General features: G+C 63.8%; 22 protein-coding genes. 16 read left to right on the top strand and 6 right to left on the bottom strand.

Going from position 1 to position 25,154, the window contains the following annotated elements; translation table 11 throughout:
* Positions 1-26: 26 nt before the first annotated feature.
* The 14 genes from AWB76_RS08290 (at position 27) to bktB (ending at position 14,652) form a co-directional block, all read left to right on the top strand.
* On the top strand, positions 27-572 hold the full coding sequence (locus tag AWB76_RS08290) for a DUF4142 domain-containing protein (RefSeq protein WP_061159843.1): 546 nt from the start codon (positions 27-29) through the stop codon (positions 570-572).
* 154 nt (positions 573-726) lie between these two features.
* Positions 727-1,230, top strand: a complete 504-nt coding sequence (locus AWB76_RS08285) for a MaoC family dehydratase (RefSeq protein WP_061159644.1) — start codon at positions 727-729, stop codon at positions 1,228-1,230.
* Between the two features lie 164 nt (positions 1,231-1,394).
* Positions 1,395-2,741: an MFS transporter gene (locus AWB76_RS08280; RefSeq protein ID WP_061159842.1), complete on the top strand. Its 1,347-nt coding sequence runs from the start codon at positions 1,395-1,397 to the stop codon at positions 2,739-2,741.
* On the top strand, positions 2,738-4,138 hold the full coding sequence (locus AWB76_RS08275; protein WP_061159643.1) for an MmgE/PrpD family protein: 1,401 nt from the start codon (positions 2,738-2,740) through the stop codon (positions 4,136-4,138). The genes AWB76_RS08280 and AWB76_RS08275 overlap by 4 nt, the downstream gene beginning before the upstream one ends.
* A 27-nt stretch (positions 4,139-4,165) precedes the next feature.
* Positions 4,166-5,350: an acyl-CoA dehydrogenase family protein gene (locus tag AWB76_RS08270; protein WP_244173266.1), complete on the top strand. Its 1,185-nt coding sequence runs from the start codon at positions 4,166-4,168 to the stop codon at positions 5,348-5,350.
* Entirely contained in the window at positions 5,347-6,537 is a 1,191-nt protein-coding gene (locus AWB76_RS08265; RefSeq protein WP_061159642.1) for a CaiB/BaiF CoA transferase family protein, read from the top strand. The genes AWB76_RS08270 and AWB76_RS08265 overlap by 4 nt, the downstream gene beginning before the upstream one ends.
* Before the next feature lie 68 nt (positions 6,538-6,605).
* Positions 6,606-7,355 (top strand): GntR family transcriptional regulator, encoded by a 750-nt coding sequence (locus AWB76_RS08260; RefSeq protein ID WP_061159641.1) that lies wholly within the window; start codon positions 6,606-6,608, stop codon positions 7,353-7,355.
* A 19-nt stretch (positions 7,356-7,374) separates the two neighbouring features.
* Entirely contained in the window at positions 7,375-8,169 is a 795-nt protein-coding gene (locus AWB76_RS08255; protein WP_061159640.1) for an HpcH/HpaI aldolase/citrate lyase family protein, read from the top strand.
* A gap of 25 nt (positions 8,170-8,194) precedes the next feature.
* Complete coding sequence (locus AWB76_RS08250; RefSeq protein ID WP_061159639.1) at positions 8,195-8,947, top strand: electron transfer flavoprotein subunit beta/FixA family protein; 753 nt, start codon at positions 8,195-8,197, stop codon at positions 8,945-8,947.
* Entirely contained in the window at positions 8,944-9,876 is a 933-nt protein-coding gene (locus tag AWB76_RS08245; protein ID WP_061159638.1) for an electron transfer flavoprotein subunit alpha/FixB family protein, read from the top strand. Before AWB76_RS08250 ends, AWB76_RS08245 begins: the two co-directional genes overlap by 4 nt.
* A gap of 2 nt (positions 9,877-9,878) precedes the next feature.
* A complete protein-coding gene (locus AWB76_RS08240; protein WP_061159637.1) occupies positions 9,879-10,406 on the top strand; it encodes a DUF2889 domain-containing protein in 528 nt (175 codons plus the stop codon).
* Between the two features lie 68 nt (positions 10,407-10,474).
* Positions 10,475-11,479 carry an AraC family transcriptional regulator gene (locus AWB76_RS08235; RefSeq protein WP_208606546.1) on the top strand — a complete coding sequence of 335 codons (1,005 nt, stop codon included), beginning with the start codon at positions 10,475-10,477 and terminating at the stop codon, positions 11,477-11,479.
* A 155-nt stretch (positions 11,480-11,634) separates the two neighbouring features.
* Entirely contained in the window at positions 11,635-13,437 is a 1,803-nt protein-coding gene (locus AWB76_RS08230) for an acyl-CoA dehydrogenase (RefSeq protein ID WP_061159636.1), read from the top strand.
* A 30-nt stretch (positions 13,438-13,467) separates the two neighbouring features.
* Positions 13,468-14,652 carry a beta-ketothiolase BktB gene (bktB, locus tag AWB76_RS08225; protein ID WP_061159635.1) on the top strand — a complete coding sequence of 395 codons (1,185 nt, stop codon included), beginning with the start codon at positions 13,468-13,470 and terminating at the stop codon, positions 14,650-14,652.
* Positions 14,653-14,659: 7 nt separating this feature from the next.
* Here bktB and AWB76_RS08220 read toward each other — a convergent pair whose 3' ends face one another.
* From AWB76_RS08220 to AWB76_RS08200, 5 genes are all read right to left on the bottom strand, one after another.
* Complete coding sequence (locus AWB76_RS08220; RefSeq protein ID WP_061159634.1) at positions 14,660-15,442, bottom strand: bestrophin-like domain; 783 nt, start codon at positions 15,440-15,442, stop codon at positions 14,660-14,662.
* Positions 15,443-15,487: 45 nt separating this feature from the next.
* Entirely contained in the window at positions 15,488-16,114 is a 627-nt protein-coding gene (locus tag AWB76_RS08215) for a dihydrofolate reductase family protein (RefSeq protein ID WP_061159633.1), read from the bottom strand.
* 106 nt (positions 16,115-16,220) lie between these two features.
* On the bottom strand, positions 16,221-17,222 hold the full coding sequence (locus AWB76_RS08210) for an SGNH/GDSL hydrolase family protein (RefSeq protein WP_510183482.1): 1,002 nt from the start codon (positions 17,220-17,222) through the stop codon (positions 16,221-16,223).
* 161 nt (positions 17,223-17,383) lie between these two features.
* On the bottom strand, positions 17,384-17,674 hold the full coding sequence (locus AWB76_RS08205) for a hypothetical protein (RefSeq protein WP_061159631.1): 291 nt from the start codon (positions 17,672-17,674) through the stop codon (positions 17,384-17,386).
* Positions 17,675-17,776: 102 nt separating this feature from the next.
* Positions 17,777-18,826: a glycosyl hydrolase family 28-related protein gene (locus AWB76_RS08200; protein ID WP_244173265.1), complete on the bottom strand. Its 1,050-nt coding sequence runs from the start codon at positions 18,824-18,826 to the stop codon at positions 17,777-17,779.
* 285 nt (positions 18,827-19,111) lie between these two features.
* Between AWB76_RS08200 and murJ the strand changes: the two genes are divergently transcribed.
* A complete protein-coding gene (gene murJ / locus AWB76_RS08195; RefSeq protein WP_061159629.1) occupies positions 19,112-20,482 on the top strand; it encodes a murein biosynthesis integral membrane protein MurJ in 1,371 nt (456 codons plus the stop codon).
* A gap of 58 nt (positions 20,483-20,540) precedes the next feature.
* Here murJ and AWB76_RS08190 read toward each other — a convergent pair whose 3' ends face one another.
* On the bottom strand, positions 20,541-23,684 hold the full coding sequence (locus tag AWB76_RS08190) for an acetoacetate--CoA ligase (protein WP_061159628.1): 3,144 nt from the start codon (positions 23,682-23,684) through the stop codon (positions 20,541-20,543).
* Positions 23,685-24,202: 518 nt separating this feature from the next.
* Between AWB76_RS08190 and AWB76_RS08185 the strand changes: the two genes are divergently transcribed.
* Positions 24,203-25,012 carry an alpha/beta hydrolase gene (locus AWB76_RS08185; RefSeq protein WP_244173264.1) on the top strand — a complete coding sequence of 270 codons (810 nt, stop codon included), beginning with the start codon at positions 24,203-24,205 and terminating at the stop codon, positions 25,010-25,012.
* Positions 25,013-25,154 lie beyond the last annotated feature (142 nt).

The raw sequence follows: 25,154 nt of genomic DNA, 5'->3' as shown, positions 1-25,154 counted from the left end.
ACCGACTTTTCACTCTGGAGACTGTCATGAAGGCACGCACCGCTTTGATTTCCCTTTTCTCGTCGACGCTGTTATGCGCGGCGCCGATCGCCGTTCTCGCGCAGACGCAGGCCGCGAGCACGACGCAGGCGAATGACCTTCCCGAGGTCGACAAGGCTTTCGTACAGACCGCGTCACAAGCCGGCTCGACCGAAATCGACGCGGCCAAGCTCGCGACGAAGCAGTCGCAGGACAAGGACGTCAAGAGCTTCGCGCATCACATGATGGTCGATCACATGAAGCTGGCCATGCAGCTCAAGATGGCCGCGCCGCATGGCGTCGCGGTGCCGAAGGACAACTCGGACACAGCCGCGCTCGATGCGCTCAAGCCGCTGAAGGGCAAGGCGTTCGACACGATGTACATCCAGAAGCTCGGCGTCGAAGGGCACCAGCAAGCCGTGGCCGCGTTTCAGAAGGAAGCGCAGGAAGGCCAGAACGCCGACCTGAAGAAGGCCGCGCAGAAGGCGCTGCCGACGATCCAGAAACACTTGCAGATGGCGCAGGATCTCGCCGCGAAGAAGGGCGTGCAGTAACCGGCGCGACCCGAAAAACGAAAGCACCGCGTCCTTCCGGGGACGCGGAACGGAGGCAAGGGTTTACCGCAAGCCATTCTCGCTTGACGCCATCCGCGTTGCGCCCGATACTTTGTCCGTACAAAGTGATGTTTAAGACAGGAGGCGTGACAAGATGCATTCGGACAAAGTAGGCAAGCAGCGTTATCGGGCCAGTTACGGGCGTTATCTGGAAGATTTCACCGTCGGCGATATTTACGAGCATCGCCCGGGCCGCACGATCACGGACGCGGACAACATCCAGTTCTCGCTGCTGACGATGAACTTCCACCCGATGCACTGCGACGCGCATCACGCCTCCAAAAGCGAGTTCGGCAAGCTTCTCGTGAGCAGCGGCCTGACGGTTGCGATCGTGCTCGGCATGTCGGTGAACGACGTGAGCGGCAAGGCCATCGCCAATCTCGGCTGGAAGGAAATTCGCCTGACCGGTCCCGTGTTCGCGGGCGACACGCTGTACGCGGAATCGGAAGTGCTCGAAGTGCGCGAATCGAAATCGCGTCCGACGCAGGGCATCGTCACGGTGCACACGCGCGCATTCAATCAGGACGGCAAGCCTGTCATGGACTTCATCCGCACTGCGCTGATCGCCAAGCGCGGCCACGGCACCGCCGAAGACTGACCGCATCTATCGCCGGCCCATTCCCGCCGGCGTTCCCTTTCCGTTTCGCGGATAAGACCGCTCGATTGCATCGACGCACGGCGGCGAGACGGTTCATCGTCACAGTACTGGAGACAACTGTGAATCAATACGTAAGCTCGGGCGCCCGGCTGGACCGGCTGCCGATGTCGCGTTTTCACTGGAAGATTCTGGGCCTCATCAGCGCCGGTGCGTGCCTCGACGCATTCGATGTCTATCTCGCGGGCGGCGTGTCCGCCGCGATGCTCAAGGCGGGCTTCTCGACGATGCAGCTCAACGCGCTCTTCGTTTCGTCGGGCTTTCTCGGCATGGTGATCGGCGCGGGCTTGTCGGGCTATCTCGGCGATCGCTTCGGACGCCGCTCGTCGTATCAGTTCAATCTCGCGCTCTTCGGGCTGATGTCCTTCGTCGCCGCGTTCGCACCGAATATCCAGTGGCTGATCGGCGCGCGCTTCGTCATGGGCATCGGACTGGGCGCGGAGCTGGTCGTCGCGGCGGGCACGTTGTGCGAATTCATTCCGCCCGCGTATCGCGGACGCTGGATTTCACTGCTCGGGCTCATCGTCAACTCGGGGCTCGTGCTCGCGACGAGCGTCGGTTATGTCGTCATTCCGCATCTCGGCTGGCGCTGGATGTTCGGCATCGCGGGTATCGGCGCGGTGATCGTGTGGGCGCTGCGTCATCGCATGCCGGAATCGCCGCGCTGGCTCGAATCGGTCGGACGCACGCAGGAAGCCGAGGAAACCGTCAGCGCGATCGAAGCGGAAGTCGCGCAGCAGAAGGGACCGCTGCCCGAGTGCGCGCGCACGCAGAATCTCGAAGTGCCGCGCGCGCCGCTCTCCGCGCTGTTCCGCCGCGGCATGATCGGCCGCACGCTGACGGCCGCGTTGACGGCGGTGGCGGTGAACGTCGCGGTGTATGGCTTCGTCGCCTGGCTGCCGACCTTCTTCGTGCACGAAGGGCGCGACATCGTCACCTCGCTCGGCTTCACGACGCTGATGTCGTTCGGCGCCCCGTTCGGCGCGGTGCTCGGATATCTCACCGCCGACCGCCTCGGACGCGCGAAAGGTCTCGTGTTTTATAGCGTCATCGCGATTGTGCTGGGCTTCGTCTATCCGCAGATGACGGCCAACGTGGCGATCGCCGTCGTGGGCTTCACGCTCGTCAGTTGCATCTTCGGCATCGTCACGCTGGGTCTGTTCGGCTACGTGCCCGAGTTGTTCCCGACTGCGCTGCGCTTGCGCGGCACCGGCGTGGCGGGCGTGTGCGGACGTATCGCGTCGATGCTCACCTCGTATGCCGCCGTGATTCTCTATGCGCAACTCGGGTTGTTCGGCGTGCTCGGGATGGTCGCGGGCGTGCTGATCCTGCTCGTGATCGCCGTGTTGAGCCTCGGTGTGGATGCGAACCAGTTCTCGCTGGAGGACGTCTCGCCCGATGACGAAGCCCTCGCCAACGATCTGCCGCTCAACCATCAGGGAGCCACGCGATGAACGCACGCAACGACCTTCAGCAGCAGGCGCAAACCGTATCGCACCGGCTGGCTTCGTTCACCACGCATCTGCAACTGAGCGACGTGCCGCAAGCAGTGCGCGAACGCGCGAAGCATCTGATTCTGGACAGCATCGGACTTGCGTATGCGACGTTGAAGCTGCCGTACGCGACCTCGACGCTCGCCGCGATGCAGGAACTCGGCAATGGTGAAGCGACGGTATTCGGCCACTCGCACAAGCTCGCATTGCGCGATGCGATGCTGCTCAACGGCCTGCTGATTCACAGCCTCGATTTCGACGACACCCATGCACGCGGCGTGATCCACTCGACGGCGAGCGCATTGCCGGTCGCCTTCAATCTCGCGGAGCGCGAGAACGCGAGCGGCGCGGATCTGCTCACCGCATATCTCTGCGCGATGGAAGTATCGACGCGCGTCGGCTCCGCGGCGAAGAGCGGCTTTCACAACGCGGGCTTTCATCCGACGGGACTGGTCGGCGCATTCGGTTGCTCGCTGGGCGCGGCGCGTCTTCTCGGTCTGCCGGTGGAAGCGGCACAGCATGCGCAAGGCATCGTCCTCTCGATGGCGTCGGGCAATCTCGAGTTCCTGCAGGACGGCGCATGGACCAAGCGTCTGCATCCGGGATGGGCGGCGGTCGCGGGCGCGACATCCGCGACGCTCGCGAAGCATGGCTATATCGGTCCGAATGCGGCTTATGAAGGCCGCTTCGGTCTCTACTCGCTCTACATGAAGACGCCGCTCGAAGCAGGCGATATCGACATCGCCACGGCGGGCCTCGGCGAGACATGGGAAATCGATGGCGTCGCGTTAAAGCCGATTCCCGCGTGCCATTTCACCCATGCGTCGTCGGATGCGGCCATCGCGCTGCATCGCGAACATGGCTTGCAAGCGAGCGATATCGAACGCGTGATCGTGCGCGTGCCCGGCCCGACGATCCCGATCGTCTGCGAACCGGTCGCGCCGAAGCAGAAGCCTTCGAACAGCTATGACGCGCAGTTCAGCATTCCGTACATCGTCGCGACCGGGCTGCTGCACGGCCGCTTCACGCTCGACGATCTCGAACCCGAAGCCCTCGCCGATGAAACCGTGCGCGCCGTCGCCGCTCGCGTCACGCACGAAGTCGACGCCGACTCGACGTTCCCGCGTCACTACACGGGCGAAGTAATCGTCCATACGCGCGATGGCCGCACGCTGACGCATCGCGAGTCGATCAATCGCGGCTCGTCGGACAGGCCGCTCACGAACGAGGACATCGTCGCGAAGTTTTTCGACAACGCGCAGCGCAACGTGTCGCGCGATGCCGCCGAGCGCATCTGCGAAGCGGTGCTCTCGCTCGATACCCAGCCCGCGCGCAATCTCGCGCAAGCGCTCGCGTAAGCAACACACACGAATACAGGAGAAGCAATGGCCACCATCGACGCCGATCAACCGCAGGACATGAGCGACTACGAAGAGAACGAGACGCTCATTCTCGACATGCTCGACCGCTTTCTCAAGACGGAAGTGAAGCCTTACGTGCATGACCTGGACGCGAAGGACGAGTATCCGCACGAGATCGTCGAGAAGATGAAGGACATGGGCCTTTTCGGTTGTTTGATCTCGACCGAATACGGCGGCCTGGGTCTCACGACATCGACCTACGCGAAGATCGTCGATCGCATTTCGGCGGTGTGGATGTCGGTGAGCGGCATCATCAACTCGCACCTCATCATGGCGATGACGATCCAGCGCAACGGCACCGAAGCGCAGAAGCGCGAGTTCCTGCCGCGCATGGCGACGGGCGAGCTGCGCGGCGGCATCGGTTTGACGGAGCCGGATTGCGGCACGGACCTTCAGGCGATCCGCACCGTCGCGCGCCGCGAAGGCGACGAATATGTCGTCAACGGCAGCAAGACGTGGATCACCAACAGCAAGTACGGCAACGTCCTCGCGCTGCTCGTGAAGACCGATCCGGAAGCGCAGCCGCGTCATAAGGGCATGAGCCTTCTGATCGTCGAGAAAGGGCCGGGCTACGAAGTGAGCCGGCAGTTGCAGAAGCTTGGCTACAAGGGCATCGACACGTGCGAACTCACGTTCACCGATTTCCGCGTGCCGGTGTCGCGTGTGATCGGCGGGCAGGAAGGGCTCGGCCTCAAGCAGATTCTGAGCGGGCTGGAACTGGGCCGTATCAACGTGGCGGCGCGCGGCGTCGGCGTCGCGCAGGCCGCGCTCGATGAAGCGGTCGCGTATTCGCAGCAGCGCAAGACCTTCGGCAAGCCGATCTGCGAGCATCAGGCGATCGCGCTCAAGCTCGGCGAAATGGCGACGCGCGTGGAAGCCGCGCGCCTTCTGACCGATTCCGCCGCGCGCGCTTACGACAAGGGCTTGCGCTGCGACATGGAAGCCGGCATGGCGAAGTACTTCGCGACCGAAGCGGCTGTCGAGAACAGCATGGAAGCGATGCGTATTCACGGCGCATACGGCTATTCGAAGGAATACAACGTCGAGCGGCTGTATCGCGACGCGCCGCTTCTGACCATCGGCGAAGGCACGAACGAGATGCAACGCCTGATCATCGCCAAGATGCTGATTGCGAGGAACCCTGCATGAGCCTGCCTCTTTCCGGCGTACGTATCGTCGCCATCGAACAATACGGCGCGGGTCCGTTCGCGACGCAACATCTCGCCGATCTCGGCGCGGAAGTCATCAAGATCGAGAACTTCCGCGAAGGCGGCGACGTGGGCCGCAACGTGGGTCCGCACTTCTTCGGCGAAGGCGACAGCCACTTCTTCGAAGCATTCAATCGCAACAAGTGCAGCCTGACGCTCGACCTGAAGAAGCCCGAAGGCCGCGAAGTGCTGCTCGATCTCGTGAAGACGAGCGATGCGGTCTTCAACAATCTGCGCGGCGATCTGCCCGTCAAACTCGGCGTCACCTACGACCAGTTGAAGGACGCGAATCCGGCAATCGTCTGCGCGCATTTGTCGGCGTATGGACGCACGGGCAGTCGTGCATCGTGGCCCGGCTACGATTATCTGATGCAGGCGGAAGCGGGTTATCTTTCGGTGACCGGCGAGCCGGACAGCCCGCCGGCGCGCTTCGGGCTTTCGATCATCGATCTGATGACGGGCACCACCGCCGCGATGGCCCTGCTCGCGGGTCTCGTCGAGGCACGCGCGACGGGCATCGGCCGCGACATGGACACGAGCCTCTTCGATGTCGCGCTGCATAACCTCGCGTATGTCGGCACGTGGTATCTGAACGGCGGCACGGTGACCGGGCGCGACCGGCGCTCCGCGCATCCGTCGCTGACGCCGAGCCAGTTGTACAAGACGAAGGACGGCTGGATTTTCCTGATGTGCAACAAGGAAAAGTTCTGGGGCGTGCTGGCCGAGATTCTCGATAAACCCTCGTGGATCACCGACGAACGCTTCCGCAACTTCAAGGCGCGGCTCGCGAATCGCGATCTCGTCGAACAGGAACTGGATGCGGCGCTCTCGCGCGCGACGACCGCCGAATGGCTCGCCCGTCTGGGCGGCCGCGTGCCCGCCGCGCCGGTCTACGACATCAGGCAGGCGCTCGACAATCCGTTCGTCGCGGAGCGTGAAGGCGTGACGGAAGCGGAGCATCCGCGCTTCGGGAAGGTGCGCAACGTGGCGGCGCCGGTTCGCGTGAACGAGACATTGCCCGCGCGCGCGGCGCCGGAACTGGGGCAGGATAACGCGAGGCTTCTGGCCGAACTCGGTTACGATGCTGATCGGATCGCCCGGTTGCGCGAAAGCGGTGCGGTGCAGTGACGATACTTGCACCGGATGTCGCGCGAACGGCGGATCCATCCGTCAATCCTTCATCACGCGTGCAAAAGATGGTCAACGTGCTCGGTCAGCAGCCGCGCTATCTGCAACTGGCGCAGACGCTCATCAACGAAATTCAGAGCGGGCGCTTTCCGGTGGGGTCCACCATTCCCACCGAATTCGAACTTTGCGAGCAGTTCGGCGCGAGCCGCTCGACCGTGCGCGAAGCGGTCAAGCAGCTCGTGCAGCTCGGCATGGTGGTGCGGCAGGCCGGCATCGGCACGACCGTCAAGGCGGTGAACTCGGAAGGCAGCTATCGTCAGGTCATGCAGCAACTGAGCGACCTGCATCGCTATTCCGCCGATACCGCGTTGCAGGTGCTGAAGAAAGAAACCGTCGAAGTGAGCGATGCGTCGCTCTGCGCGATGTTGCAGGCGAAGCCCGGCGAAACGTGGCTACGTCTCGAAGGCATCCGGCGCTCGCCGGAAAGCGTCGATCCGATCTGTCATACCGAGGTCTATATCCAGCCCGCGTTCCGTTCGCTGACGGGCATCGAGGACGATCCGCACACGCCGATCTTCACGATGATCGAACGTCAGTTCGGCGAGCAGATCGCGCGCGTGGAGCAGGAGATTCGCGCAATGGCGCTGCCCGCGAACATCGCGCGCCTCGTCAACGCCAAGGCGCGCTCGCCCGCGCTGTGGCTGTCGCGCCGTTACTTCAACAAGCGGGGCGAGATCGTCGAAGCGGCGGTCAGCATTCATCCCGCCGATCGTTTCAGCTATTCGGAGACGTTCCAGCGCGGCTGGAGCGGCGCCTGACGCATTCGAGGACATCCGCATGATTGCACGCAGTTTTCTGTTCGTTCCGGGCGATCGTCCGGAACGGTTCGACAAGGCATTGGCGACGCAGGCGCATCGTGTCGTCATCGATCTGGAAGATGCCGTCGCCATCGATGCCAAAGCGCAGGCTCGCGCACAGATCGCGGAATGGTTGCGCGAGACGCATGAGCGCGTGGTGATTCGCGTCAACGCTTTCGGTACGCCGTGGCACGAGGAAGACGTCGCGATGGTGCGCGCGGCGAACGTGCGGGCCGTGATGGTGCCGAAGGCCGAAGATGCGGCGCAACTCGCCGATATCGCCGCACGCTGCGCCGAGGACGTCGAACTGATCGCGCTGGTGGAAAGCGTGGCGGGCGTGGTGCGCATGCGCGAGATCGCGCAATGCGAGCGCGTCGCGCGGCTCGCGTTCGGCTCGTTCGATTTCGGCGTGGACGCGGGCATCGACGGCACCGGGCGCGAGCTGGACTACGTGCGCTCGCAGTTTGTCGTCGAGTCGCGTTTTGCGGGGCTGCTGCCCCCGATCGACGGCGTGACGCTCGCCACCGGCGATATCGACGCGATCAACGCCGATGTGCTCGACGCGCGCCGGTTCGGTTTCGGCGGCAAGCTGTGCATCCATCCGAAGCAGGTGGATGCGGTGAACGATGGTTTCGCACCGAGCGCCGCCGAGCGCGAATGGGCGGCGCGCGTGCTCGCTGCGCTGGAGGCGAATCCGCGCGGCGCGATATCGGTGGACGGAAAGCTGGTCGACAAGCCGATCGTCGACCGTGCGCGAAGAATTCAGGCCGCGTGAACGCGGTTCAACGGAGATAAAAGGAATGAAGGTACTGGTGCCGGTCAAACGGGTGGTCGATTACAACGTGAAGGTCCGGGTGAAATCGGATAACACGGGTGTCGATATCGCCAACGTGAAGATGTCGATGAATCCGTTCGATGAGATCGCGGTCGAAGAAGCGGTGCGGTTGAGGGAAGCGGGCGTTGCGACGGAAGTGATCGCTGTTTCTTGCGGTGTGACGCAGTGTCAGGAGACGTTGCGCACGGCGCTGGCGATTGGTGCGGATCGTGCTGTGTTGGTGGAATCGCCGGAAGAGTTGCAGCCGTTGGCGGTGGCGAAGTTGTTGAAGGCATTGGTCGATCAGGAGAAGCCCGAGCTGATCATTCTCGGCAAGCAAGCCATTGACGATGACTCGAATCAGACCGGTCAGATGCTCGCGGCGCTGGCGGGTTTGCCGCAGGCGACGTTTGCATCGAAAGTTGTGATTGCGGATGGCAAAGCCACTGTGTCGCGTGAAATCGATGGCGGCGCGGAAACGCTTTCTCTGCAGCTGCCCGCAGTGGTCACGACCGATCTGCGCCTGAACGAGCCGCGTTATGTGACGTTGCCCAACATCATGAAGGCGAAGAAGAAGCCTTTGAGCACGATCACGCCGTCGGATCTTGGCGTCGATATCACGCCGCGTCTGAAGACGCTGAAAGTCGTCGAGCCGCCGAAGCGCAGCGCGGGCGTCACGGTGCCGGACGTGAAGACGCTGGTCGAGAAACTGAAGAACGAAGCGAAGGTGATTGGATGACGACTTTGGTTATTGCAGAACACGACAACGCATCGATCAAGGCATCGACGCTGAACACGATTGCAGCAGCGACGAAGATCGGCGGCGATGTGCACGTGCTGATCGCCGGTTCGAACGCGCAAGCCGCAGCGGATGCAGCAGCAAAGATCGCGGGCGTATCGAAAGTGCTGCTCGCCGATGCTCCGCAGCTCGCCGAAGGTCTCGCGGAAAACGTCGAAGCAACGGTGCTGAACATCGCGAAGGGTTATTCGCACATTCTGGCTCCGGCGACGGCTTACGGTAAGAACATCGCGCCGCGTATCGCAGCACATCTCGATGTCGCGCAAATCAGCGATATCACCGCTGTCGACAGCGCCGATACCTTCGAGCGTCCGATCTACGCAGGCAACGCGATTGCGACCGTTCAATCGAGCGATCCGATCAAGGTCATCACCGTCCGTGCAACGGGCTTCGATCCGGTTTCGGCAGAAGGCGGCAGCGCATCGGTTGAAAAGATCGACGCCGCAGCAGACGCGGGCATTTCGTCGTTCGTGAGCCGCGAAGTCACCAAGCTCGATCGTCCTGAACTGACGAGCGCGAACATCATCGTGTCGGGCGGTCGCGGTCTGGGCAGCGGCGAAAACTACACGAAGACGCTGGAACCGCTCGCCGACAAGCTCGGCGCAGCGCTGGGCGCATCGCGCGCGGCAGTCGATGCGGGCTACGTCCCGAACGACTATCAAGTCGGTCAAACCGGCAAGATCGTCGCGCCGCAACTGTACGTGGCAATCGGTATCTCGGGCGCGATTCAGCACCTCGCGGGCATGAAGGACAGCAAGGTCATCGTCGCGATCAACAAAGACCCCGAAGCGCCGATCTTCAGCGTGGCCGACTACGGTCTCGTCGGCGATCTCTTCACGGTCGTGCCCGAACTCGCGAGCACGCTGTGACGATGGACCGCGTGCCGCTGCACACACGGCAGATCACGCTGCAAGGCTTCAAACGCGCGGACGGCCTCTATGACATCGAAGGCCGTCTGCGCGACACGAAGTCGTACGACCGCGCGTCGCACGGCGTGGTCGTGAAGGCGGGCGATCCGGTGCACGACATGATGCTGCGCATTACCATCGGCGTCGATTTCGTGATCCGCGAGGCGAAGGCCGAATCGATCACCGTGCCGTACGTCGGCCATTGCGATGCGATCACGCCCGAGTATCGCAAGCTCGAAGGCATGAAGCTCGCGCCGGGCTTCATGCGCGAGATCAGAAGCCTGTTTGGCGGCACGCGCGGCTGCACGCATCTGACCGAACTCATCGGCGCGGTGGCGACCGCCGCATTCCAGACGATGAGCGAGGAAATCAACGCGAGCGGCACCCTGCTGCGGCCGTTCCAGCTCGACGGATGTCATGCGCTGCGCACGGACGGTCCGCTTGTGAAGGCATTCCATCCGACGTGGTACGTCGCGCCGGAACGTGCGTGAGGCAGCCGCCACGCGCGTCGAAGCTATGACAAAATCGGCCTCGCGCTCCCCTCCCGTGCGATGCCGTCATGAGGCCACCTTCAGCCACCGTTCCCATATCCGTCGTCAACGGCTTCCTCTCGGGCGCCGATCGCGCCGCGGTCGTGCGCCTGGCGGAGCATTCCGGCATTCCGCATGAACTGCTCGGCATGCCCGCCGCGCGCGTCACGCAGGAGCAGTTTTCGACGCTATACCGGCTGCTCGCCATGGAACTCGATGACGAGATGCCCGGCATCTTCGCGCGTCCGCTGCGCAACGGCACGCTCAAGTTCCTGTGTCTGAGCCTGCTCGATGCGCCGCGTCTCGAAGTGGCGCTGCATCGCTTCGGCCAGTTCTTCCATCTCGTTCTCGATGAATTCCAGCTCGTGTCGCGCCGCGAAGGGCAGTATGCGACCGTCGAATTCGTCGCGAATCCCGATGGACCGCCAGCGAGCGCGCTCGCGCGTGAACTCGTGCTGAAGCTCGTGCACGGCGTTGCGTCATGGCTCATCCGCGAGAAGATTCCGCTCGTCGAAGCGGCGTTCGAATTCATGCGCCCCGCGCAATCGGGCGATCTGCTGTATCTGTTTCCGGGGCCGGTGCGCTTCGGGCGCGATCGCACGCTCATCGCGTTCGATGCCGGCTATCTCGATCGGCCTATCCGGCAGCGCAAATCGGATCTCAACGCGTTTCTTCAGCGTGCGCCGGAAGACTGGATTTTCGTGTCGTTCACGGAAGAGATGGTGTGTCATCGCGTGCGGCAATGCATTGCCGCGGGCTTGCCGGCGACGCCGACCGTCGAGGCCGTCGCGCAGCAACTGCATTACTCCATGCGCACGCTGTGCAGACGTCTCGAAGCGGAGGGAACGACCTTCCAGGCGATCAAGGACGAAGTGCGCCGCGATATCGCGATCCAGCGTCTCACCCGTTCGGACGATGCCATCGCCGCCATCGCCTACGACGTCGGCTTCGACAATCCGACCGCGTTTCATCGCGCGTTCCGTCACTGGACCGGCAGCACGCCGGCCGCGTACCGGCAGAGAAAGGGTGAGTGACCAACGGGCGCACCCGTTTGGCAGATTTTGTCAGTGAAAGGGCAGGTTCCGGTAGCAAAGGAATCGGGCAGCGTTGATACCATGCATCGCAACACGTCAACATTTGCTGCCGCAGCGCGTGCTTCGTCGAAAAGCTGTGGGCCGAGGAGTCATCGATGAATTACACGCCGCCCGTCAAGGAAATGATGTTCGTCATGGAAGAGCTGGCAGATATTGCAAGCGTCAGTCAGCTTCCGGGCCTCGCCGATTCGAACGCAGACACGGCGCAAGCCATTCTCGACGAAGGCGCGAAGCTCGCCGCCGAAGTCATCGCGCCGCTCAACGCGCGGGGAGACCAGCAGCCGAGCGCATGGCGCGACGGCGAAGTGACGGCGACGCCCGGTTTCGCCGATGCGTTCCGTCAATACACGGAAGGCGGCTGGCAAGGCATCAGCCATCCGGCCGAATTCGGCGGACAAGGACTCGCGAAGCTGATCGCGGCGCCGTGCATCGAGATGCTGAACGCATCGAACCTTTCCTTCGCGCTGTGCCCGCTGCTCACCGATGGCGCCATCGAAGCGTTGCTGCTCGCCGGTTCGGATGACTTGAAGGCGCGCTTTCTGCCGAAGCTGATCGAAGGCGCGTGGACCGGCACGATGAACCTGACCGAGCCGCAAGCGGGCTCCGATCTCGCGCTGGTGCGTTCGCGCGCCGAACGTCAGGGCGACGGCACGTACAAGATTTTCGGCACCAAGATTTTCATCACGTGGGGCGAGCACGACATGGCCGAGAACATCGTCCATCTCGTGCTGGCGCGCACGCCGGATGCGCCGGAAGGCGTGAAGGGCATTTCGCTGTTCGTCGTGCCCAAGTTCCTCTTGAACGACGACGGCAGCCTCGGCGCGCGCAACGACGTGCAGTGCGTATCGATCGAACACAAGCTCGGCATCAAGGCGAGCCCGACCGCCGTGCTCCAGTACGGCGACAAGGGCGGCGCGATCGGTTATCTGGTCGGCGAAGAGAATCGCGGCCTCGAATACATGTTCATCATGATGAACGCGGCGCGTTTCGGCGTCGGCGTGCAGGGCATCGCGCTGTCGGATGCCGCGTATCAGAAGGCCGCCGCCTACGCGAAGGAACGCGTTCAGAGCCGTCCCGTCGATGGTTCGAGCGCGGCTTCGGTCGCGATCATCCGCCATCCCGACGTGCGGCGCATGCTCGGCACGATGCGCGCGCTGACCGAAGGCGCGCGTGCGCTCGCCTATGTCGCGGCGGCGCACGCGGATTTCGCCCATCATCACGACGACGCCGGCACGCGCGCACGCCATCTCGCGATCAACGAATTCCTCGTGCCGATCGTGAAGGGCTGGAGCACCGAAATGTCGATCGACGTCACGAGCCTCGGCGTTCAGGTGCATGGCGGGATGGGTTTCATCGAAGAGACGGGCGCGGCCCAGTTCTATCGCGACGCGCGCATTCTGTCGATCTACGAAGGCACGACGGCGATTCAGGCGAACGATCTCGTCGGCCGCAAGACGCTTCGCGATGGCGGCGCGGCGGCGCGTGCGCTGCTCGGCGAGATCGACGCAACGCTCGACGCGCTGAAGTCGGCCGATGCCGGCGATGCGGCGCGCGTATTCGAAGCGATGCATCGGCGCCTTTCCGATGGCCGCGCGGCGCTCGCGAACGTCGTCACGTACGTGCTCGACACCGGCAAGCGCGATCCGAACGCGGTGTTCGCCGGCAGCGTGTTCTATGTGAAGCTCGCGGGCATCGTGCTGTCGGGCTGGCAGATGGCGCGCGCGCTGCTGGTCGCGCAACGCAAACGCGCGGACGATCCGGCGTTCTACGGCGCGAAGATCGCGACGGCGCACTGCTTTTCCGAATACGTGCTGACGCAGGCGCGCGCGCTCGAAACGGCGATCGTTTCAGCGCACGGCGACGATCCGCTGTTCGCGCTGAGCGAAGCCCAATTCTGACGCGAATGCGCAAATCAAAGGAGCGAGACGATGCGTGAAGTGGTAGTGGTGAGCGGCGTGCGGACTGCAATCGGCGATTTCGGCGGCAGTCTCAAGGATTTCTCTCCGACCGAACTGGGCGCGAAGATCGTGCGCGAAACGCTTCGTCGCGCGAACGTGACGGGCGATGACGTCGGTCACGTGGTCTTCGGCAATGTCCTTCATACGGAGCCGAAGGACATGTATCTGGCGCGCGTCGCGGCGATCGAAGGCGGCGTTGCGCAACACGTGCCCGCGCTGACGGTGAACCGGCTGTGCGGCTCGGGCCTGCAGGCGGTCGTATCGGCGGCGCAGACCATTTTGCTGGGCGATGCGGACATCGCGATCGGCGGCGGCGCCGAGTCGATGAGCCGCGCGCCGTACACGTTGCCGGGCGCGCGCTTCGGACAGCGCATGGGCGACGGCAAGCTCGTCGACATGATGCTCGGCGCGCTGCACGATCCTTTCCAGACGATCCACATGGGCGTGACGGCGGAGAACGTCGCGCGCAAATACGGCATCTCGCGCGATGCGCAGGACGCGCTCGCGCTCGAATCGCATCGCCGGGCGGCACGCGCGATCGCGGAAAAGCGTTTCGACGAGCAGATCCTGCCGATCACCGTGCGCGCGAAAAAAGGCGATGCCGTCTTCGATACCGACGAGCACGTGCGTCTCGACGCGAGCGCCAGCGATTTCGAAAAGCTGAAGGCGGTGTTCGTCAAGGAGAACGGCACGGTGACGGCGGGCAACGCATCGGGCATCAACGACGCGGCGGCGGCCGTGCTGATGATGGAGCGCGACGAGGCCGAGCGGCGCGGCGCGAAACCGCTCGCGCGCCTCGTGTCGTATGCGCACGCGGGCGTCGATCCGGCGTATATGGGCATCGGCCCGGTGCCGGCGACGCGCAAGGCGCTCGAACGCGCGGGTCTTCGTGTCGATCAGCTCGATGTGATCGAAGCCAACGAAGCCTTCGCAGCGCAGGCGTGCGCGGTGACGAACGAGTTGGGACTCGATCCGGCGAAGGTCAATCCGAACGGCTCGGGCATTTCGCTCGGCCATCCGATCGGCGCGACGGGCGCGCTCATCACCGTGAAGGCGCTTTACGAGCTGAAGCGCATCGGTGGCCGCTATGCGCTCGTCACGATGTGCATCGGCGGCGGTCAGGGCATCGCGGCGATCTTCGAAAGTCTGCAGTGAAGCGACGTCACGGGTAGACGGGAACGACCTGCAGGAGCGGTTCGGGCTTCACGGCGATCTCGCCGGAAAACGGGCGATCATGCGAAAGAATCAGCAGCATGGTCGTCGCGAGACTCGCGCAGAAAAGCCCGATCGCAACCGCGCACGCGAGCCGGTTTTCGCCATGAACCAGCGCGATCGAAAACACGAGACAGAAGGCGAGAAAGCTCAGGCATAGCCACTTGATGCCGCTGACCTCGGACCGGCTCACGAGAATGCGCTCGCGACGCGCCTCGAGCGCCCGCTCGAGAAACTCCGCCACCTGGCGTTGCGCGGTCTGTTGACCGGCGGTATTCGCGGGCAGGGCGAGCGTGTACTGAAGCGCCCGGTTCAGCGTAGGCGGGCTGATTTTCAGCGTGACGGCGCCTTGCGCCATCATCGGCCATTCGGTGTCGACGGTGTACTCGATGTAGTCGCGCACCAGCTTTCGCAACTGCATCTGCGCGTCCGCCGGGAAAATCGCCGACAGCACGATGACGGATCGCAGCGCGCCGGCTTCCGCATCGACGGCGTCGTTGGCGCGCGCCGTGTCGTTCCACACTTGCGCGGCGGTGAACGCGATGAGCAAGCCGAAAATGACGCCGATCGGCGAAAGCAGGCCGGGCGACAATGTCGCGAATGAGCGCCGATGCGCGCTCGCCGCAAGCCGGCCCGTCACGTAATGCACCAATGCTCCGATGAAACCCGTCGCGCCGAAGACCACGAGCGTCATCTGCCACAGCGGCAGGTTGTGCAGCCAGTTACTCGTCATCGGAATGTGCTCCGTGGACTCAACGGACAGCACATTTAATCACAGTCAATCGGCGTCTTCGAACGAACCGGTGCGCACTTCGCCGCCGCGCGCATAACGCGTGATGAGCACGCCGCCGGGCGTGCGCGTCGAGTGCGCGAGCGTGAAGGCGGACACTTGCGCATCGTCGGCGAAGAGGCGCTTGCCGCGTCCCAGCATCACGGGAAAGATCAGCAGACAGAGTTCATCGACGAGGCCCGCCGCGAGCAGTTGGCGCACCATGTCGCCGCTTCCGAACGTCAGCAGACCGGCGCCTTCCTCTTCCTTTAACGCGCGCACCGCATCGGCGAGATCGCCTTCGAGCGCGCGACTGTTCTGCCAGTCGAGCCCGGCGGATAGATGCGTCGCGACATGCTTCGGCACGCGGTTGAAGACGTCGGCGATGGCGCGGCTTTTCGAATCGGCCGGAACGTCGGGCCAGTGGGACGCGAAGATGTCGTAGGTGTTGCGCCCGAGCAGCAGCTCGAACGGCTGTGCGAGGAGGCTCTGCACGTGCTGGCCGATGGCTTCATCGGCAAAAGGGACGATCCAGCCGCCAAAACGAAAACCTCCGCTGGGGTCTTCCCTGGGGCCGCCGGGCGCCTGAATCACGCCATCGAGGCTGATGAAAGTCGAAACGATGAGCTTGCGCATGAACGTTCTCCGGGTCGATGGATTCGATGGTTCCATCGAGACGACGAACGAGGCGGCGGGAAATCGACATATGTGAGCCTGCCACGCCCGCCCGCCATCACCCCCTTTACCGCCCCAGCCCGCTCGCCGCGATCTGCTGTTCCACAAATTGCGCAAACAGCGCGTGCATGTGCGTCGTCGGATGCAGGTCGTCGGCGAACATGTAGGTCTGATCCGCGTTCGACGAAACATACGTCGCCGGCGAGCAGAGCAGCGACGTGTCATGCGGCGTCTTGGCAGGATCGCAGGCCTGGCCCGTATTGGACACGGTGAATCCGTTGGCCTGAAAGTTCGCGATGGTCTGCGTCGTCCACGCGTAGGAATCGACGACAAGCACCTTGCCTTGCAGACCGTTGGCCTGCAGCGCCGAGGTCAACGTCGCGTTGAAGAGCTGCGAGAGCTGCGTGAGGTTGCCGCCGCCATCGGCGGACTTGATGCCGTCCGGCGACAATCCGATATTCGGCACATTCACCACCACGACATGCGCGGCGCCGTTCTGCACGATCTGCGCGACGAGTCGCGCGAGCGTCGTGGCCGCCGTCTGCACGGTCGTATTGGCGGCAGGCGGGCTGCCGGCGCGCAGCACGTCGTTCGCGCCGGCCCAGACGAGCACCAACTGGCCCGAGTTGAAACTGCCGTGCATCGACAGATAGCTCGAAATCTGCTGATTCACCGGCATTTCGATATCGCCGATCACATCGGTCAGGAACTGGTTCTGGTTTGCCGGCGTGGCGACCGTCGAGCCGCCTTGCGCATAGCCCAAACCGCTTTGCGGCTTCAGTTCGTGCCCGAGGTCGATGGTGAATGCCGCCGTCAGCGTGTCGCCGTAATATTGCGCGACGTCCTGCGTCCAGACCTGTCCCGGATTCGTCGTGAAGCGCCCGCCCTTGACCACGCCCGCGATCGGCGCGTACGTCCCGACATCCGATAGGCTGTCTCCGAATACCACGACCTGCAGCTTGACGCCGCCCGCCGGCGCGGATGAACCGCTTCCGCCCGAATCGCCTCCGCTGCCGCCGCCGCATGCGGTAAGCGCTGCAATCAGCAGGGCAGAAATTGCGTGGCGCATGCCGCGTCTGTTGTCGTGATGGCGCATCGCTCCTCCGTCGCATCGTTGTCCGGGGCGGCTTCGCGCGCGGCGGCGGGCGAAGCCGGAGGCGGGCGAAGTCGCGGGCCTCGGGGTTCGATCACAACATCAAGCAAGAAAGATGCGCCTTGCGTGCGGCACGCCTAGCGCCAGTAACCGGCCGCGTAGCGGTGATATCCCCAGCCCGGACGTCCGCCCCAGTAACCGACCGCGACCGACGGCGCGTACACGGGTGGCGGCGGCGCGTAATACGCGACGGGCGGCGCATAGACCGGAACCGGCGCGACAGTCGCAACCGGCGCAACCGCCACGACAGGCGCGACGGGCACCACCGGCATCCCGACGCTCATGCCGACGAACACATGCGCCTGGGCACTACCCACCAGTCCGATTCCGAGCACCGCAGCGGCGGCGGCATGTCCGATCGTTTTCATGTTCCTTCTCCTGGAAGCGCGGTGCGGCGTGGCTGCGCATCGGTTGAGAAGGATTCTGGGCGTCGACAATGGGCGGCGAATGAGTGCAGCGCGCCGATGCCCTCACTCGGTTCCGCAGTCGTTGCAGGTGTTGTCGATGTACTTGGCCGGTTTCCCATGCTCCGGCGGGCTGATCTGCATATAGCCGCCATCGAGGATGTTGTGACGCACGACATTCCCGCTATAGTCGACGCCGCCCTCGCCATTGGCCCCGCCGGTGATGTTGCCGCCGTTGACCATGCGATTGCATTCGAGGACGTTGCCGCCCGTGTCCTGCGTGGCGTCGTTGTTTTCCGGACCCATGCGGCAGTTGTCGGCGAGGTTGTAGGCCACGCGCCCGTTGACCGAGCCCACCAGCGCGATGCCATAAAGCGGGCAGTTGGCGAACGAGTTGAACATCAGAATGTCGCCGGTGCCGCCGCCTTGTCCTTCGGTCTGGAACATCGACTGGCCGAAGAAGTCGCGGAAGCTGTTGCCCGCGAGCACGAAATGGTCGACCGCGCCGTTGGTCTGGATCGGAATGTCGTATTCCCCGTCGCGGTCCCATTCGCGGATGCGCGTCGGATTCGCGCCCACGAAGTTGCAGCCGACGACGCTATTTCCCGTCGACGGGCCTTCGAAATTGAACATGTTGCCGTTCTTGCGGATCGTCTTTTTGAGCGTCACGCCCGGCTCGCACTGGAGATGCCGGTTGCTCGCCGTCACGACGACCGTGTGATTGAGCAGATACGTGCCGGCCGGAACGAGCACATCGCCGGCATCGATGGCCGCCTGGAACGCCTTGGTGTCGTCGGTCTTGCCGTCGCCGGCGGCGCCGAATGCCTTCGGACTGCGCGGATCGACCAGCTTCGGCGGCGTGAAGGACGTCATCGGGCAATTCGGCGTCGCCGGAACAGGCGAACTCGTGAGGCTCGCGCGGTGGCCGCCGTCGTCGCTTTCGTTTCTCAGGCGATGCCACCAGCGCACGAGCGTCTGCCAGTTCAGGCGTTCGAGCACCCGGCCATCGTCCCAGACGGCGTAGACCGTCTGCACATGCCGCGTCACGCCGGGCGTGTTGATCGCGAGCAAGGAAACGACAATCATTATTACGACAACCCAAATGGATTTCTTCATTTACCTTCCAGGCACACTTGCGTTCTCGCCACGCCGAAGCTGCGGCCAGGCCGGCGCGCAGCCGAAACTCTCGCACGTTATGAATGTGGACTTCTGCACGGTAGCGCACCAGGCGCGTGCGCAAAATGCCTGTGCGTGCCGGCATCTCCGGGCATGATCGCGCTGGCATCGGCGCGCGCCGGTGGCGTGGCGAACAGTTCGCCCTTCCCGTTTGATGCACTCTCCCCCGGTGCGCAAGCGAGCATCCCGTCTTGCGCGAATCGAGGTCAATTTGCCGGAGGGGAAGTGCTGACCGCAACAGTGCAATCGCTAAGAGAGCGTCTGCTCGGCGTTCATCAGGATCACAAGCGCATCGCGAGAAGCGCCTTTGTCCTGTTGTTGTTCGTTCTCGCCGGGAAGCTGATCGGCGCGTCGAAGGAAATGGCGATCGCGTATCGATACGGCGTCAGCGGTACCGTCGACGCGTATCAGCTCGCTCTCACCATCGTCACCTGGCTGCCGGCCACCATCACGAACCAGTTGAGCGTGCTGCTCGTTCCCGCGCTCGTCGCGCTCAGAAACGACAAGACCCGGCAGAACCAGCTTCTGAGCGAACTCGAAGGCGCAGGGCTTGCCATTGGCATCGTGGTTTCGCTGATGCTGTATTTCTTCTGGCCGCACATGGTCGGCTTCTTTTCGGGAACGCTGTCCGAAGCGACGCGCGAGATGTGCCGGCAGATGGTCGTCGGCATGACGCCGGTCGGCGTGCTGGCCTTCACGATCTGCATCTCGGCGGCGCGGCTCCAGGCATCCGAAAAGCACATCAACACGCTGCTCGAATGCGTGCCGGCCATCGCATTGCTGGTGTTCGTGCTGGGCGCGCGCGACAACTCGTCGAGCATGCCGCTGATCGTGGGCACGACGATCGGCATCGTCATTCAGGCGCTGTGGCTGCGGATACTCGCAAAACGCGCCGATGGCGTGCGCGCGCTTCCGCGTCTCTCCGTGCGCGCGCCGCATTGGCCGGGCATGACGCGCTCGCTCGGCATGTTGCTGATCGGCTCGGTGGTGGCGAATCTGTGGCTGCCCGTCGACCAGTACTTCATGGCGCATATGGGCGATGGCGCCATCGCGACGCTCGGCTACGCAAACCGGCTGCTTTCCCTGCTCGTGAGCATGGGCGCGATCGCCATCAGCCGCGCGACCTTGCCGATTCTCTCGGAAATCCTGCATCGCGGCGATCATGCGCGGGCGCGCAGCACGGCGCGTAAATGGTCTTTCGTGATGCTCGGCGTGGGAACGGCCGGCGCGGCGCTCGCCTATGTCCTCGCGCCGTTCGCGATCAAGCTGCTGTTCCAGAAGGGCGCTTTCACGAGCGAGGACACGATCGCGGTCACGAGCCTCTTCCGCTGCGGGCTGTCGCAGATTCCGTTTTCGTTCGGGATGTGCGTGCTGATTCAGTCGTTCGCGAGCGAGGCGCGCTATCGGGCGATCACGGTCATATCCGTGCTGGGCTTCGCGACCAAGCTGGCGGCGACGGCGGTGCTGATCCGCTTCTTCGGTGCGCAGGGCGTGCTGCTCGGGACGGGCGTGGGCGCGGCCAGCGTCTTCATCTGCTACTTCTTTCTGACGAACTTCGCGCCGGTCCCGGCCGCACCGCGTTCCGACAGCGCGTGATGCATCGATCGTCAGCCGCTTTCATCTCGATGAGCGGCCGACGATCCGTCTCGCGGTCCTACGTGCTCCGAACCATCACGCGATGAGCGCGGCGCTGCACTTCCGATTCGTCTTCGGCGCTGTAGTCGCGGTCGAGCGCGGCGGCAGCGGCATACACACCCGGCTCTTCGATGACGCCCGCATGGTTGCCCGGCACTTCCGCGACCGTCAGTCCGCCGCGCGCGATCTTCTGCCATAGCGGCAGCGGATCGCCCCGGTCTTCCTCGCGCGAGGCCGCGCGCACGTAGACGATCCGGCCGCCTTCGAACGGCTTCGGCCGATAGTTGTTCATCGCGGTGCGGAAGGTGTCGCGCATGCGCCGCAACACGGGCGGCATCGGATCAGCGCCGGGCGACGTCTGCGTCTGCGTGCGCGTTTGCGGCACGCGGCCGAGGCGCATCGCCAGCTTGTTCGCGGCGGCGGACATCTTGGCGCCCGCGAAAGCGGCGCGTTCACGCGGCGACATGCCCGCGAGCGTCTTCAACAGCCTGGCCGCATAATCGCGCCGGAATGCGAGCAGCGCGAACCACGGCAGCCAGCGTTCCTGCACATAGGTGTCGAGCAGGCACACGAATTCCGTCTGCTCGCCCGCGCCGAACAACTGCTGCGCGATCTCCAGCGCGATCAGCCCGCCGAAGGAGAATCCGGCGAGCGCATACGGCCCGTTCGGCTGAACCTTGCGAATCTGCTCGATGTACGTCTTCGCCATGTCCTCGACACGGCGCTGCGGCGCGCTCTCGCCGTCGAGCCCGAGCGCCTGCAAGCCATACACCGGGCGCTGCTTGCGCATGTTGCCGATAAGACGCGTGCACTCGAGCACCGAGCCCGTCACGCTGTGCACGAGAAAGAGCGGCGCGCCTTCGCCTTCGCGCATTGGCACGAGCACTTCGGAGGTTTGCGGCAATGCGCCTTTGTCGATGACATCGGCGAGCTTCGCGATGGTCGGCGCGCGCAACATCGTCGCGAGCGGAATCTGGCGTCCGATGATCGGCTGCAGGTCCGCGAGCAGACGCGCGGCGAGCAGCGAATGTCCGCCGAGTTCGAAGAAGTTGTCGTCGCGTCCAATCGGCGCAAAGGCGAACAACTGCTCCCATTTCGTCTGCAGCAGCCGTTCCAGTTCTTCCCGCGTCGCGTAACTGTGCGGCACGTCGCCCGCGCGATGTTGCAGGGCAGGATGCGTGCGGATCGCATCGAGCGATGCCGGATTGCGCAGCGCGGCGGCGTTGGTCACGTCGAGTCCGTTGACTGCATTGCGCACCGCGGTTTCCGTGAGCTTGCCGCTGTGCGTGACCGGCAGATCGTCGACGGCCGCGATCACGTCGGGCACATGCGCGGCGGACGTGCGGCGCACGAGCTCGCGGCGTATGCGCGCGATCAACGCGCCGTTCATCCGCGCGCCGGCTTTGAGCGTGACCAGCAGCACGAGCCGTTCGCCGATGGGATTGCCCGGCGCATCGGCGTTGCTGGTGTCGCGCATGCGCTGCTGCACGACAATGCCTTCGCGAATCTCGGGCATGTCGTTCAGCACGCGATAAATCTCGTCCGGTCCGACATTGATGCCGCGCACGACGAGCACGCCGTCGCTGCGTCCATGCAGCCGCGCCGTGCCTTCCGGCGGAAACTCGATCTGATCGCCATGCGTCCATACGCCGGCGTTGGCGCTGAAATAGGCTTTGTGAAAGCGCTCGCCTTCCGGATCATTCAGGAATCCTAGCGGACGTGACGGGAACGGATTCACGCACACCAGTTCGCCGACGCCTTCCGCGCGCGCGCCGTCGCGCCACGCCTGGACATCGAACGCGAGACTCTTGCATTGCGCTTCGCCCGCGTACACGGGAAGGTCCGGATTGCCCAGCACGAAGCAGCCGAGGATATCGGTGCCGCCGGAGATCGATTGCAGTTGCAAGGGCTTGACGTTGTCGCGGACCCATTCGAACTGCGCATCGAAGAGGATCGCGCCGGTGGACATCATCGAGCGGAGGTCGCTCAGGTCGAATTCGCGCGATGGCACGAGGCCCGCGTCTTCGCACATCTTCAGATAGGCGGGGCTCGTGCCGAACACGTTGACGCGCTGTTCGGCGACAAGCCGCCACAGCGTATCCACCGATGCGATCGGGCCGTCGTACGTCACGATTTCGACGCCCGATGCGAGCGCCGACAATTGCCAGTTCCACATCATCCACGCGCAACTGGTGTGGAAGTACATGCGATCGCCGGGCCGCAGGTCGCAATGCAGCCGATGCTCCTTCAGATGCTCGATCAGGCTTCCGCCCGCGCCATGCACGATGCATTTCGGCTTGCCCGTCGTGCCCGACGAGAACATGACGAAGAGCGGATGATTGAAGCCGAAGTGTTTCCATTCGACGCGCGCGGGGTCGCCGGCCGCGAGCAGCGCATCGAGCGAGTTGACGGGCGGCGCGGCGCGCACGGCCGACGGATCGCCGTCGAGGCTCACGATGCCTTCGAGCGAAGGCAGTGCATCGGCGAGCAAGCCCACTTTCGTGGCGAGCGGCGTGCCGGTGTCGAACGGCTGCGCGGCGGTGTGCGCGAACAGGAAGCGTGGTTCGAGCTGCGTGAAGCGGTCGAGCAGCGTTTCGATGCCCATCTCGGGCGCGGCGGTCGACAGCGTCGCGCCGATCGCGGTCACGGCGAGCGCGGTGACGATCGCTTCGGCGTCGTTGCGCATCACGCCCGCGACGCGGTCGCCTTCGCGCAAGCCCAGTTGCGTGAGCGCGTCGGCGAGGCGGGCCACGCGCGTACGCAGCTCGCCGCGCGTGAGATGCACGCGGCGGCCATCGGCATGACAGGCGGTGAGCGCGGGCGCGTCGGCGGGCGCGATGGCAAACCCGAGCAGATTATCCGCATAGTTCAGCGTCACGTCCGGAAAGAACCTCGCGTGCTCGCCTGTATCGCCGACACATACGGTTTCGGCACTACCCGACCATTTCAGGCCAGGCGTCCATTGCATGAAGCACTTCCAGAAATTCCGGTAATCCCGGACCGAGAAGTCGTGCAATTCGCTATAGCTTTTGAATGACCGGCCCGTATGTTCCTGTAGCGCCGCGGTGAACGCGGCCATCTGTGATGGTGTATTGCGGACGGATTGCTGGTCAAAAATGGGCAGGCGCGACTTCGCCTCGTATGGCGATTCCGAACGATCCATTCGTGTTCTCCCTCAGCGGTTTTGGCAATACCCGGGTCCCTTCGGTTTGCCATCTTATTTTTTTTGAATCTTTGAATTGTGCGCGGCGCCTTGAGCGCTCTTAAGTATCGAGGTCCGATTCCGGGCGGACCACTGTCATCGACGATGAAGCGTATCCAGACATATCGCCTCGTAATGTGCGGAGAGATACACAAGTCATCGGCTGGTTTAGGGGGCGCGTGGGGAATCGGTAGGAATGACGTCAGCCAGCGATAGAAGGCGTTAATAAAATTATGAAGAATTCAACTCGCAATCGGCGATATGTGGCGCGAATGTTTTTCCATCGAAGTAGTTGGCGATACGAAACAATAAAAAATTGAAAGGATAAAAATGATAATCGTCAGGGCGCCGTAAGCATAGCGTTCTATCTCTCGCAGCGATAACTTCCGCACGTACATGCGGAGTTGCGTATCCTCTAATGTCCACTGCACAGAAAACCCGATAGCACGATGCATCTTCCGGCAAGAAGAAAGTTTATTTTGCTCGCGCTGGCCGCATGCGTGGGTGGTGTGATCGCGGCGCGCGCGCTCGAACACGATAGCGAGCGCGCCGACGGCATCGCGTATGGCAAGGGGCCTCGCCAGCGGCTCGATGTCTATACGCCCGGCTCCGGCGCGCTCGGCAATCGTCCGGTCGTCGTGTATTTCTACGGCGGGGGCTGGCAAAGCGGTCATCGCAAGGATTCGCGCCCGATCGCGCAAGCGCTCGCCGCGCACGGCATCGTGACGGTCGCGCCTGACTACCGCATCTATCCCGATGCCGTCTTTCCCGGCTTTCTCGACGACCCCGCCGCCGCCGTGCGCTGGACGCGCGACCACGCGCGCGAATTCGGCGGCGATCCCGGACGCATCTTCCTGATGGGCCATTCCTCCGGCGCGCATATGGCGGCCATGCTCGCGACCGATCCGCGCTATCTCGCCGCGCAAGGCATTGCCAATACGTCGCTTGCCGGGATGATCGGGCTCGCCGGTCCATACGCCGCCATCCCGACGAGCGACCCGCACATGGACGAGATCTTTCCGGATGCCTTGCGCGCGGGCGCGTTGCCCATCGCGTTCATATCGGGCAAGGAGCCGCCGATGCTGCTCGCCGCCGGCACCGCCGACACCGATGTCGATCCGCGCAACAGCGATCGCTTCGCGGAAGCGCTGCGTGCGCATCATGACAACGTCGAGCTGAAGAAGTATCCGGGATACGGCCACGACACCATCATCGAAACGTTCTCGGCGGCGCGGCGCAAAGATTCGCCCGTACTCGCCGATGTCACCGCGTTCATCGCCGCGCATTGAGCCGGGCCGCGTCGGCGCGTCGCACCCGTGCGCCAGTGAAATGCTTGATGCAGGTCAATCGAAGATTGCACCGTGATCCTTAAAGTGACTGAGGGCCGCAGCAGGATGCCTCTGCGTCACTCGCGCGGCACTCTTCATTCGA

Origin of the sequence: Caballeronia temeraria, assembly GCF_001544795.2 — a bacterium.
In the GTDB taxonomy this organism is placed as follows: Bacteria; Pseudomonadota; Gammaproteobacteria; order Burkholderiales; family Burkholderiaceae; genus Caballeronia; species Caballeronia temeraria.
Note: the sequence above shows the minus strand (reverse complement) of the source record. Positions and strands in the feature narration are given on the sequence as shown.